The sequence below is a fragment of the Lacibacter sp. genome, assembly GCF_035299325.1.
In the GTDB taxonomy this organism is placed as follows: Bacteria; Bacteroidota; Bacteroidia; order Chitinophagales; family Chitinophagaceae; genus Lacibacter.
In genome coordinates this window covers 115,286-127,867 of sequence record NZ_DATGWT010000026.1, presented here as the reverse complement: position 1 = coordinate 127,867, position 12,582 = coordinate 115,286, and the positions used below count along the sequence as shown (strand labels likewise).

Below are 12,582 nucleotides of genomic sequence, written 5' to 3'. Positions count from 1 at the left end.
AAATCTGTTAAACAACAACATTCTTTGTTCACTGCCGCTACATACAATGAAACAGATCTGGTAGCCCGTTTAAACAACGGTGATCAGCAGGCAATGTCCGAACTCTATGATCGTTTTTCAGGTGCCATCCTTGGTGTAATCATGAAAATCATCACAGATCAGGCCACTGCTGAAGATGTGTTGCAGGAAACAATGCTCAAGATCTGGAACAATATCGGCAGCTTCGATACATCAAAAGGCAGGCTCTTCACGTGGATGATCAATATTGCACGTAATCAGTCCATTGATAAAACACGCTCCAAAAACTTTAAGAACAGTTCGCAAAACTCTTCGTTAGAAGATTCCGTATATGTTAGCGAAACCGTTCCTTCAGCAGGAGCAAGTATTGATACAATGGATGTTCAAAACTGGCTATTACATCTGCCCGAAGAAAACCGACAGTTAATGCGCCTGGCTTATTTCATGGGTTATACCCAGGAAGAAATAAGTAAAGAATTAAATATGCCGTTGGGGACAGTCAAAACCAAAATCAGGAATAGTTTAATTGTATTACGTAAAAAACTAAATGTAACCTGACGTGGATTTAAGTTGTATCATACAATCCGGTGACCTCGAACTTTATGTTCTTGGTATGCTTCCTCCCGAAGAGGCGAGCAAAGTGAAAACACTTGCCCAATTGTTCCCCGAAATTCAGCAAGAACTGGATGCAATCGCTTCAACTTTTGAAGCAGGTGCTATGCAAATGGCCGTTACCCCATCTTCTTCTGTTAAAGACAAATTAATGGCTTCGCTGCCTGCAAAATCAGGAGCTGTAGCTACACCCGAAGCAAATGGTTCGCCTGCAAGAGTGGTAGAGATGAAAACTGTTGCTGAACAACGATCATCATTCAGCAAATTGGCTATTGCAGCATCATGGGGTTTGTTCCTGCTGGCCGGTGCGTTTGCTGTGTATCTGTATAACGGTAATCAGCAATTGAAAAATGATGTGGCGACGTTGCAGCAAAATGCAACCACTTCTGAGCAACAGGTTGCTGAACTCAATAAAAAAGTCTCTTCTTACGAATTATATCGCCAGTTAAAATCGGATCCATCGTTAACTTCTGTTGCATTGGCTTCTGTAAAGCCCGAAGTAAAGCAGCAGGCCGAAGTATTCTGGAATAAAGCAACCGGTGAGTTATTTATTGATCCTTCTTCTCTGCCACCTGCACCAAAGGGTAAACAGTATCAGCTTTGGTTCCTCATTGATGGACAGCCAACCGATGCCGGAATGATCAGTTTAACCGACGTGGCTTCTATTCAAAAAATGAAGCAAGCGAAGCCCGGTGCACAAATGTTCGCCATCACGCTTGAAGATGAAGGTGGCAAACCTACTCCTGACTTATCTGCACTGGTAGTGGCAGGAAAAGTTGGTTAACATCCGCTTTCGTAGAACCCAAATTTTTGCTGTTAATTTCATTTCAAGTCTTTTGTGAAATAGCTTTTAATGCTATCTTCGATGTAAATAGTTGCATAGCTAACTAATTTTCTAAAGCTTGAGACATATGAAAAGAACGATCAAAAAAGTAGCCGTTTTAGGTAGCGGTGTAATGGGTAGTCGCATTGCCTGTCATTTTGCAGGAGTTGGTATACAAACAATTTTATTGGATATGGTGCCGAAGGGTTTTGAAGAAAGCACCAAACCTGCAGAACGTAATAAACTGGTGAACGATGCATTAGCTGCGGCTATCAAAAGCAATCCATCGCCTGTGTACACAAAAGATGTGGTGAAAAAAATTACCGCCGGCAACTTCACAGATAACATGAAGGACATTGCCTCCTGCGATTGGGTGCTTGAAGTAGTGGTTGAACGTCTCGACATCAAACAACTCATTTTTGAACAGGTAGAAAAATTCCGCAAGCCCGGCACACTCATCACTTCCAATACGTCCGGTATTCCCATCAGCATGATGGCCGAAGGCAGAAGCGATGATTTCAAAAAACATTTCTGCGGTACACACTTTTTTAATCCGCCACGCTATTTGCGTTTGCTCGAAATTATTCCTACAAAATATACTGATCCATCCGTTGTCGATTTCTTAATGAATTACGGTGACCTCTATCTCGGTAAAACAACGGTGTTGTGTAAAGACACACCTGCTTTTATTGCCAACCGTATTGGTGTATTTGGTATGATGGCCATTATGAATTTGATGGACAAAATGAAGTTGACCATTGATGAGATCGAAGCATTGACAGGTCCCATCATTGGCCGGCCAAAATCTGCAACCTTCCGTACTGGTGATGTAGTTGGTTTGGATACATTGGTAAAAGTAGCAAACGGTGTTGCAGCGAATTGTCCAGATGATGAAACGAAAGAAATTTTTGCGATCCCTTCATGGTTGAATAAAATGATCGAGAATAACTGGCTGGGCGATAAAACAGGCCAGGGCTTTTTCAAGAAAAGTAAAGGTGCTGGTGGTGAGAAAGAAATTCTCACGCTCAACCTGCAAACAATGGAATACGGTCCACGTGTAAAACCAAAGTTTGCAAGTGTGGAAGCTGCTAAACCGATAGATGATCTCAAGACGAGATTAAAAATGTTGTGCAGCAGTACCGATAAAGCAGGTGAGTTTTACAAGCAGTTTCATTATAGTTTGTTCTCTTATATCTCTCATCGTATTCCGGAGATCAGTGATGAACTGTATCGAGTGGATGATGCCATGATGGCGGGCTTTGGTTGGGAAATCGGTGCGTTTGAAAGCTGGGATGTTTTGGGCGTTGCAAAAACAGTGGACGCTATGAAAGCTGCCGGTTACAAAGTAGCAGCATGGGTAGATGAAATGATCGCAAGTGGAGCCACAAGTTTTTATAAAGTGGAGAATAACAAACGTGTTTGTTACGATCCTGTAAGTAAATCGTACAAGGTTATCCCGGGTGGTGATGCATTTATTGTGATGAAGAATTTCGAGAACCAGACAATTTGGAAGAATGCAGCCTGCAGAACGTATCATTTAGGTGATGATGTGTTGGGTCTGGAATGGAATACAAAGATGGGCAGCATTGGTGGTGAAGTGTTGGAAGGTATACAGAAAACAATTTCATTAGCAGAAGAAAAATATAAAGGCGTAGTAATTGCAAACGATGCTGCACAATTCAGCGCCGGTGCCAATGTGGGTATGATTTTTATGCTCGCCATTGAACAGGAGTACGATGAACTGGATATGGCCATTCGCATGTTCCAGAATACCATGATGCGTGCACGTTATTCATCCATACCTGTTGTGGTTGCGCCGCATGGTTTAACATTAGGTGGTGCATGTGAGTTGAGTTTGCATAGCGATAAAGTTTGTGCAGCTGCCGAAACTTATATTGGTTTGGTTGAATTAGGTGTTGGTTTGATTCCCGGTGGTGGTGGTACCAAAGAATTTGTGTTGCGTGCGGCCGATGAAATGCATGAAGATGAACCCGAAACCATCACACTGAAGAATCGCTTCTTATCTATTGCAACAGCAAAGGTGGCAACCTCAGCAAAAGAAGGATTTGAAATGGGGGTGTTCCGTAAAGGACTGGATGAAGTGGTAATGAACCAGGGTCGACGAATTGCAGAAGCAAAAAAATCAGTAATTGAATTATACGATGAAGGTTATGTAACTCCTGTTCAACGTAATGATGTAAAAGTATTGGGTCGTTCGGCTTTAGGCGCATTGCTTGCCGGTATCAACGGAATGAAAACTGCAGGTTATGCAACTGAACATGATAGTGTAGTAGCAAAGAAATTAGCTTACGTTATGTGCGGTGGTGATTTGAGTGAACCGACTTTGGTAACTGAACAATACTTACTCGATTTAGAAAGAGAAGCATTCTTATCACTTTGTGGTGAAAAGAAGTCGTTGGAACGCATACAGAGTGTATTGAAAGGTGGGAAGCCGGTGAGGAATTAAATAATTATTCATTCGAAATAAAAAGCGTTGGTTAATTTTAATCAACGCTTTTTTTATGCAATACAAAGTCGCAATTTTTCTTTTCAACGAAGTAGAGGTGTTGGATTTCGCCGGACCCTTTGAAGTATTCAGTGTAGCAGGTTTAAGAACCATGCAAGTACCACCCTTCGATGTATTTACCGTAGCACAATTTGAAACCATAGAAGCAAGAAATCATTTAACGGTGAAGCCAACCTATACATTTGCAACAGCACCCAAAGCTGATATCATTCTCATTCCCGGTGGTGGCGGACGCCATGCAGATGGAACTCCCTTTGGCAGTCGAAGAGAGATGAACAACCCCATTGTACTCAACTGGGTGAAAGAACAGGCGGCACAAGCAAAGTTGGTAGTAAGTGTTTGTACCGGTTCACTCATCCTGGGTAAAGCCGGCTTATTGGAAGGCTTGGAAGCAACCACACACTTCAAAGCACTCGATGGATTGAGAGAAATTTCCGATCAGATAGCTGTAAAAGAAAATGTGCGGTTTATTGATAATGGAACTGTTATTACTTCAGCTGGAATCTCTGCAGGTATTGATATGAGTTTGTACACCGTTGGAAAATTGTTTGGCAAAGAAGTGGCAGATGAAACGGCGAAGTATATGCAGTATGATTATTGGAAATCATAAACTATCATTAATTACTCTTCCATACATATTTGATATTACCAATTGTTGTAGTTTCATTTTTGCATTTACCTATGGCACTCGCTCAACTCATACAATCCTCCAGTCAACTCATCATTCACTCGCATTTCTATATTTATGGAGATGCGGCAACAGAACTATTAGCAAAGCAGATCAGCAACGATATTTCTCAACATTGGAACGAACCGAAGGCAACTGTTCTTTACAAACAACATTGGTATAAATTGATCTTCGATATTAAAGGGGTGTATGAACCACAATTAAAACCGGAAGATGTTTGGTACAATACCGATCCCAAATTATTCTTTTTTCGCATTGAAGAATACTCGCCACTCGATATTTCATTTGTTGATGGTATTGGCAGCAACACCGGATATTTCAAACTTGCCAATCTGTTGCAAACATCAACCACTGCTGCACATGAGTATGGACATATGATCGGGTTGCATCATCCCAAGGAACTGGATGTTCGAGGGCACACAGCACCGGGCATCATGTATCCCCGTGGTACGTTGTGTGATCCGCATTTTCAATACGATCCCGCAGCAACGCCGGGACAAAAAGGCGGCACATTAGATCCAAAACATCGAAAAGTGTTGACTGATGATATTCAACAACTCAAGCTTCACAAGTTGGATTTTGATGATGCAGGCTTTGCCGTTCTTGGAGATTTTACAAGTATTTATCACGCACATTACCTGCCAAAAGAATAATCAATTACATTTAGCTTTCATTTATCATCACAATCACATCTATGAGCGTATTACAAGTTCAGGATCTCAAAAAAACTTACGGGAAAATTCAGGCGCTGAAAGGCGTTTCGTTTGAAATACCGCAAGGTGCTGTATTTGGAATTCTCGGCCCCAACGGAAGCGGTAAAACAACCATGCTCAGCATCATACTCGATGTGCTGAATGCAGACAGTGGTACTTATTCCTGGTTTGGTAAACCCGCTTCACCTGATTTGCGGAAACACATTGGTTCGCTTCTTGAAACGCCGAATTTTTATCATTACCTGTCGGCTGTAAATAATTTAAAGATCACAAATAGTATCAGTGGCCGTGGTGATGCGGCTGCAATTGATGCTGTGTTACAGAAAGTGAAATTGTATGAACGTCGTAATAGTAAGTTCAGCAGTTACAGTCTGGGGATGAAACAACGGTTAGCCATAGCCGCAGCGTTGCTGGGCGATCCAAAAATATTGGTACTCGATGAACCAACTAACGGACTTGATCCGGTTGGTATCATGGAAATTCGTGAACTGATCATTGAACTAAGTAAGAAGGGCCATACTATTATTATGGCAAGTCACTTACTTGATGAAGTGGAAAAAGTTTGTACGCATGTAGCGATTTTGAAGTTGGGAACCTTGGTTACATCCGGCTCAGTGGAAGATGTATTGGTAGATGAAGATGTGGTTGAGTTAGCTGCAGCGGATATGGAGCAATTGAAAACTATCCTCAGCAACTATCCGGGTAAAACAGCAACGACCATTAATGCGCAAACAATGCAATTGCATTTTCCAAAAGGCACAGCCAGTGCAGAAGAAGTGAATCGTTATTGTTTCAATCATGGTGTTGCCTTGCAATATCTTTCCATTAAGAAAAAACGACTGGAAGAACGATTCTTTGAACTAACCGGTAATTAAACCTTATCGATCAATTTTATATCTATGCTTAACTTATTCAGAACAGAGTGGCTTAAAATAAAAAACTATCCCGGTTTTTGGTGGATCATGGGAATTACGGTGTTATCGTATCCCGGCATCAACGGCATGTTTTATAATATCTACAAGCAACAAACGGCCAATACAAAGTCGGCTGCCAAGATGTTGAAAATGCTGATCGGCAATCCGTTTGAATTTCCGGAAGTATTTCGTACCACAGCGTTTGCATCTTCCTTGTTTGTGTTAATACCGGCCATTCTTGTGATCATGCTTATCACCAACGAGTACACGTACAAGACGAATCGTCAAAATGTAATTGATGGATGGAGCAGGAATGAGTTTTTGATTGCGAAATTTTTGAACGTAGTTATAATTTCACTGATCGTAATTGCTCTTTATTTGATTGTTACATTGTCAATTGGGTTTAGTACAACCGGGCCCGATGTAAAAGATAAATTTCAACTGGCACATTACACCGCCCTTTTCAGTTTGCAGGTGTTCGCTCAATTATCGTTTGCATTCCTGTTGGGTTTAGTTATCAAAAGAGCGTTCATCGCTTTGGGTGTGTTTATCTTTTATAAAATTATTGTTGAAAATATTGCTGCTGAATTGCTCAACCGTTATGTTCATGCCGATACGGGTCGATTCTTACCCACTGAATCTTCGGATCTGTTAACGCCTGTACCTGCATTCCTTGGTAGGCTTGATCCGAAATTATATGAGCATTCGCTTAGTCTCATCAATCAACAAGTATTTATCACAATTGCCTACCTGTTTATTTTTTGGGGATTGGTTTTCTGGATATATAAAAAGCGTGACCTTTGATAACGATGAAAAAAATTACAACTATACTTATCTTATTCCTGGTTTGTGCAACATCACTTCAGGCTCAGAATGTAAGCACTGTTATTAAAACGGAAGCGTTGAAAATGGCGAAGGCACTTTCTGCAATGGATATGGAAACCTATGCTACATTCATGTATCCCACATTGGTAAGTGATAAAGTCTCAAAAGAAAAAATAAAACAGGGTATGGATTCTGTGAATAAATACCGTGAGCAGTATGGTCTTAAAGTAAAACAGATATTGATCGGAAATCCATCATCGGTGCAAACACACAAAGGCATCATGCAATGCACATTGCCACAAACAACAACTGTTGAAGCATTGATGGGAACGCTCAGTCTTGAAACAACATTGATAGGTTTGTCAATTAACGGAACCAAATGGTATTTTGTTGATGCAATGCTGTACAAACAAAAAGAGTCAAAAGAAAAATTACCAGAGCTTAGTCCTGCTATTGTTATTCCACCCATGAAGCCACCGGTGATGACTGGCGCAGACGGCAAGAAAATGAATTAGGCGATCAACTCATTCAACGCAGCATCAAGGGTAGGATACAGAAACTGGAAACCGCTGTTCCTGATCTTTGCTGCACTTACCGTTGCACTTTTCAATACTTCAACACTCATTTCGCCAAGTACTATTTTTAATGCAACAGATGGAACGGGCATTGTAATAAATGCACGGCCTTTCATTTTTGTTGCAAGTGCCAGTGTAAGATCTTTATTTGAAACAGCGTTTGGTGCCACCGCATTAAATACACCGTTCAGCTGGTCATTCTCCAATGCGTATTCATACATGCGCACCAGATCAGTGATGTGTATCCAGCTCACAATTTGTTTACCACTGCCCAATACTGCGGCTAAACCAAAACGGAGTGGTTTCTTAAATTCAACCAATGCACCACCATCATTACTTAACACAATGCCGGTGCGGAGTTTTACCAAACGTTTACCAAGTTTTGTAACGGGTTCAATGCTCTGTTCCCACTCTTCACAAGTAAAACCGAGAAAATCTTGGTAAGCAGGATCGGTTTCAATAAAAGCATTTTTTTTATCAGGTCCATACCAGCCGATACCGGATGCACTTACCACAGCCTTTACTTTATTGGGAGTATTGTTCAATGCTTTTACAATGAGGGCACTGCCATCAACCCGACTTTTCCTGATCTCTTCTTTTCGTTTATTTGTCCAGCGTTTATCTGCCACACCTGCACCAGCCAGGTGAATAATATAATCTGTTTCTGCAATGGCTTTTTCATCAATCGTTCCTTTTTCCGGATCCCATTGCTTGTAACTGACAGACGGCTGATTACTGTTTTTTGCGGAACGGCTTAGAATAATAATGGCATGACCTTTGGCCGATAAATAGTGCGTAAGTGCCTTGCCAATTAAACCTGTTCCACCTGTGATACAAATTGTTGCCATGAAAAGTTTATTGTTTTTTGTTAAACGTATGTAATTTAATTTTTAACGGCATCTTTATACGAAATGTTCGCTTTCAACGTAATTTTAAAAAGTAATTAATGAGAGATATGAAGATCTTAAAAACGATAGTACCAGCCATAATACTTTTGCTTGCTGTTTTTTCTGCAAAGGCACAACGCATCTATTATTCCGAGCCCGACCGTGATGATCTGCGCCAACTCAAGTTTGAAGTTATGGGTAAATATGGCAGCAACTATCTTGTGTATAAAAGTATTCGCAGCCGACACTTTATTTCAGTGTACGATGCTGAGATGAAACAAAAGGATAAAGTAGAGCTTGATTTCATCCCCGACAGAGCCATTAATGTTGATGTTTTCTCAAATCCCGAACATTCAATGGTCATCTATCAATACCAAAAGAAAAATATTGTTTACTGCATGGGTGTGATGATCGACGGAAGTGGTAAGAAAATCGGTGAGCCACTTGAACTCGATACAACGCAACTGAGCATTTTCAGTGATAACAAGATCTACAGTACCATCATGAGCGATGATAAACAAAAACTCATGGTGTTTAAAATGAAGAACAGGCAACGGGATGATTTCAGTATTCAAACTTTGTTGCTTAGTCATAACCTGATGCCGTTGCGCAAATCATCATTCAACTATCATCTTGAAAATTCAAGAGAAGCCATTGCAGATTTTTATCTTGACAACGATGGTAATTTTCTTTTCAGCCATGTAACACGCCCGGCATCGAGAGATTATATCAATGAAGCAAAGCTGGTGGTATTGCCTGTGTATGCAGATTCGATCAAGTCATTTAAACTCACATTGGATAAAGTATTGCTTGATGAATTAAGAATTAAAGTTGATAATCTGAATGGCCGGTATATTCTCACATCTCTTTATTCAAAATCAAAAAGAGGAAATATTGATGGCTTATTCACAGCCATTATCAATAAAGATCTTTCAGGAACTGATATTGAAAAAAAGGTTGAGTTTAATGATGAGTTCCGTGCCTTAGCGAAGGGTGATAATTCAGCTAAGCTCGCTTTTAATGATTATTTCCTGAAACATCTTGTTGTGAAGAAGGATGGCGGTTTACTAATCACCGGTGAAAATACATATGGTAATTCAAGAGGTGGCGGGTTTAACCGTTGGGATAATCCGTGGATGTGGGGCAACAGTTTTTATCCCGGTAATTATTGGGGCTGGAATCCTTACAACAACTGGGGATGGGGTGGTTATGGTGGATGGAATTCGCCATATGGTTGGAATAACAGTCAGCAAACAAGGTATTATGCAGATAATATTATGGTGATCTCGCTCGATAAAGATGCCAATATGCAGTGGAACAATGTGATCGCAAAATCGCAGTTCGATGATAATACAGACAATATGATCAGCTACCAGATTATGAACAGCGGTGCTGAGTTATTGTTCCTGTATAATGAGTGGAGCCGACGTTCACCTATGCTTAATGCGCAATCACTCGATCCTAACGGAAGGGTAAATAAAGAACCACCATTAAAAAGTCTTGACAAAGGGTATGAATTTATGATCCGCTTTGGCAAACAGGTGAGCGCAAGGGAAATGATTGTTCCTTGTCTTTATCGTAACTCATTCAGTTTCGCACGTATCGAATTTTAACCTTTGATCTTTCTAAAAGAGTACCGTAGGCAGCTGCTTGCGGTATTTTTTTTGGTGAAGTGAATTTCTTTCGGAATGTTTGTGCCGCAAATCAATTAGCACTGTGATCCGCTTTTTCTCCGGCAATAATCCGCTGAATGTTATTATTCTGTTTTTCTTAGGGCTTCTAATCAAGTTGCCTTACTTCATTACGCCTGTTATTCCAAAGCCGGAAGTAACGGATGGCTTCCTCTATATTGAATTATTGAAAACATTACAGCAAAGTGGTGCAGTTTTTCCTGTGCTGTACAGTATTATTGCATTTGTGCTGTTGTTTACGCAGGCCATTACGTTCAACGGTTTGGTGAACGATCAAAAGCTCTTTGCAACTCCCAATTACCTGCTGGCTTTATCATACCTGGTAATTACCAGTGTGGTTCCCGAGTGGAATGTTTTATCGCCGGCCCTTATCATCAACACAATTCTTGTATGGGCCTGGCCACGCATGGTGGGGTTGTATAATCATCCCAAACCAAAAACAGTATTGTTCAACATCGGTTTTGGATTTGGTCTTTGTTCGTTCTTTTACTTTCCTTCTGCCTACCTGTTGTTATTACTGATTGTGGCGCTTATTCTCTTCCGCCCGTTCTATTTAACAGAGTGGCTAACTGCAATCCTCGGTATTCTGACCCCGTTCTATTTTTTACTCGTTTACTTTTTTGTTTGGGATAAGTGGGAAATGGTGAAAGGGGTAGTGCCTGCTCAATATCTGCGTTTGCCCGATGTGTCGTTTAATTGGGAGTTTTGGGTGAAGTTCTCGCTTGTAGTATTTCCGTTACTCGTGGGTTTATTGATGAGCCGTAGTTATTCCACCCGTCTGTTGGTGCAAACCCGCAAGAGCTGGAATTTCATGATCTTTTACCTCATTATTTCCTTGTTTATCCCGTTTGTGAATAGTTTTCAGGGGCTTACCCATTGGGTGCTGGCGGTGGTACCCATCAGCCTTTTTCATGCAGCTTTCTACTTTTATCCTAAAAAGAAAACCTTTCCCGAACTTATCTTCTGGCTTAGTCTAATTTGGATCATAGCAAATTATGCGATCCTGAACAGCTAATCGGCCTCAACCCTTACCTTTGCGTTTTCCTATTTAATATGAAATTTGGTATAGTTGTATTCCCCGGCAGTAATTGCGACAGAGACATGCAGGACTCCCTGCAAAATGATATGAACCAGGAAGTGGTGATGCTCTGGCACAAAGACAAAGATCTCAGCATGTTTTCAACCGACGACTGTATTGTTTTGCCCGGTGGATTTTCCTACGGTGATTACCTGCGTTGCGGCGCCATTGCCCGTTTCAGCCCCATGATGGAAAGTGTGATCGCTTTTGCCAACAAAGGCGGAAAGGTGCTGGGTGTCTGCAATGGTTTCCAGATCTTGTGCGAAAGCCACCTGCTCCCGGGTGCTTTGTTGCGCAATGCCAACCAGAAATTCATTTGTAAGAATATTTATCTCGATGGAATGGGCGGTACAGCTCTTAAAATTCCTATTGCTCATGGTGAAGGCCGCTATTTTGCAGATGAAAAAACGCTGGATAACCTTGAAGCGAACGGCCAGGTGATCTATCGCTATTGCGATGAGAACGGACTTATTACGGCTGAAGCCAATCCAAACGGAGCCATCCGCAATATTGCCGGTATTTCCAATAAAGAAGGCAATGTGTTTGGTATGATGCCTCACCCTGAGCGTGCTACAAGCGCTATTTTAGGCAATACCGATGGGCGTAAAATTCTCAATGCTTTGTTAATCAATGCTGCAGTTGCAATCTAATGGAACGGTCGAATCGTAAATGATTTGATAAAGTTTTTATTTGTGACAAGGCTGACATTTCCGTAAACGATTTGGTGGCATCTTTGTAGTAGAAACAGAAAGAACAAATCCATGGAAAAATTTATTACAACGATTGGTTTATTATTTATTTCAGTTGCTCTGTTTGCACAAAGCGGCAGCAAGGTGAAATGGGATTATACGGTAAAGAAACTTGCCGATAAGAAGTACGAGGTGCGTATGGTCGCCAACATTCAGCCCGGCTGGCATTTATACAGCCAAATACAAGGTGCTGATGCTATTGCATTACCAACCACTATTACATTCGCTAAGAACCCACTCCTGGTGGTGAGCGGAAAACCAAAAGAAGTGGGTAAAGTAACGGATGCGTTCGATAAAGCCACACAATCACGTTCACGTTTCTATTCTAATAAAGTAGAATTTGTTCAGGTGGTTACTGTAAAATCAAATGTAAAAACTTCACTTACAGGCGATGTGGAATTTATGGTATGTGACGATAAGCAATGCCTGCCTCCCGATAAATCAAAATTCAGTGTTAAGTTAGAAGGATAAAAAAATTGCTC

13 protein-coding genes are annotated in these 12,582 nt (G+C 41.0%); 12 read left to right on the top strand and 1 reads right to left on the bottom strand.

The genetic code is table 11. The features are described from left to right. Positions 1-24: 24 nt before the first annotated feature. The 8 genes from VK159_RS15710 to VK159_RS15675 all read left to right on the top strand — a co-directional run bounded on the left by VK159_RS15710 (position 25) and on the right by VK159_RS15675 (position 7,635). Positions 25-576 carry an RNA polymerase sigma factor gene (locus tag VK159_RS15710; protein ID WP_324231110.1) on the top strand — a complete coding sequence of 184 codons (552 nt, stop codon included), beginning with the start codon at positions 25-27 and terminating at the stop codon, positions 574-576. Position 577: 1 nt separating this feature from the next. Continuing rightward, complete coding sequence (locus VK159_RS15705) at positions 578-1,414, top strand: anti-sigma factor (protein WP_324231109.1); 837 nt, start codon at positions 578-580, stop codon at positions 1,412-1,414. A gap of 127 nt (positions 1,415-1,541) precedes the next feature. After that, positions 1,542-3,920, top strand: a complete 2,379-nt coding sequence (locus VK159_RS15700) for a 3-hydroxyacyl-CoA dehydrogenase/enoyl-CoA hydratase family protein (RefSeq protein WP_324231108.1) — start codon at positions 1,542-1,544, stop codon at positions 3,918-3,920. Positions 3,921-3,975: 55 nt separating this feature from the next. Continuing rightward, positions 3,976-4,590, top strand: a complete 615-nt coding sequence (locus VK159_RS15695; protein WP_324231107.1) for a DJ-1/PfpI family protein — start codon at positions 3,976-3,978, stop codon at positions 4,588-4,590. Between the two features lie 71 nt (positions 4,591-4,661). Further along, positions 4,662-5,321, top strand: coding sequence for a peptidase M10 (locus VK159_RS15690; protein ID WP_324231106.1), 660 nt, complete (start codon positions 4,662-4,664; stop codon positions 5,319-5,321). 41 nt (positions 5,322-5,362) lie between these two features. Next, positions 5,363-6,256, top strand: a complete 894-nt coding sequence (locus VK159_RS15685) for an ABC transporter ATP-binding protein (RefSeq protein ID WP_324231105.1) — start codon at positions 5,363-5,365, stop codon at positions 6,254-6,256. A gap of 24 nt (positions 6,257-6,280) precedes the next feature. Continuing rightward, positions 6,281-7,099, top strand: coding sequence for an ABC transporter permease subunit (locus VK159_RS15680; protein ID WP_324231104.1), 819 nt, complete (start codon positions 6,281-6,283; stop codon positions 7,097-7,099). Positions 7,100-7,104: 5 nt separating this feature from the next. Continuing rightward, positions 7,105-7,635 (top strand): hypothetical protein, encoded by a 531-nt coding sequence (locus VK159_RS15675; RefSeq protein ID WP_324231103.1) that lies wholly within the window; start codon positions 7,105-7,107, stop codon positions 7,633-7,635. Here the strand turns inward: VK159_RS15675 and VK159_RS15670 are convergent. Then, complete coding sequence (locus VK159_RS15670; RefSeq protein ID WP_324231102.1) at positions 7,632-8,543, bottom strand: TIGR01777 family oxidoreductase; 912 nt, start codon at positions 8,541-8,543, stop codon at positions 7,632-7,634. The genes VK159_RS15675 and VK159_RS15670 overlap by 4 nt on opposite strands. A gap of 107 nt (positions 8,544-8,650) precedes the next feature. Here VK159_RS15670 and VK159_RS15665 point away from each other — a divergent pair, with 107 nt between their 5' ends. The 4 genes from VK159_RS15665 to VK159_RS15650 all read left to right on the top strand — a co-directional run bounded on the left by VK159_RS15665 (position 8,651) and on the right by VK159_RS15650 (position 12,571). Beyond that, positions 8,651-10,195 (top strand): hypothetical protein, encoded by a 1,545-nt coding sequence (locus tag VK159_RS15665; RefSeq protein ID WP_324231101.1) that lies wholly within the window; start codon positions 8,651-8,653, stop codon positions 10,193-10,195. Between the two features lie 103 nt (positions 10,196-10,298). Beyond that, positions 10,299-11,288 carry a hypothetical protein gene (locus VK159_RS15660; protein ID WP_324231100.1) on the top strand — a complete coding sequence of 330 codons (990 nt, stop codon included), beginning with the start codon at positions 10,299-10,301 and terminating at the stop codon, positions 11,286-11,288. 38 nt (positions 11,289-11,326) lie between these two features. After that, a complete protein-coding gene (gene purQ / locus VK159_RS15655) occupies positions 11,327-12,001 on the top strand; it encodes a phosphoribosylformylglycinamidine synthase subunit PurQ (RefSeq protein ID WP_324231099.1) in 675 nt (224 codons plus the stop codon). A 111-nt stretch (positions 12,002-12,112) separates the two neighbouring features. Continuing rightward, positions 12,113-12,571 carry a protein-disulfide reductase DsbD domain-containing protein gene (locus VK159_RS15650; RefSeq protein ID WP_324231098.1) on the top strand — a complete coding sequence of 153 codons (459 nt, stop codon included), beginning with the start codon at positions 12,113-12,115 and terminating at the stop codon, positions 12,569-12,571. The last annotated feature ends 11 nt before the right edge of the window (positions 12,572-12,582 follow it).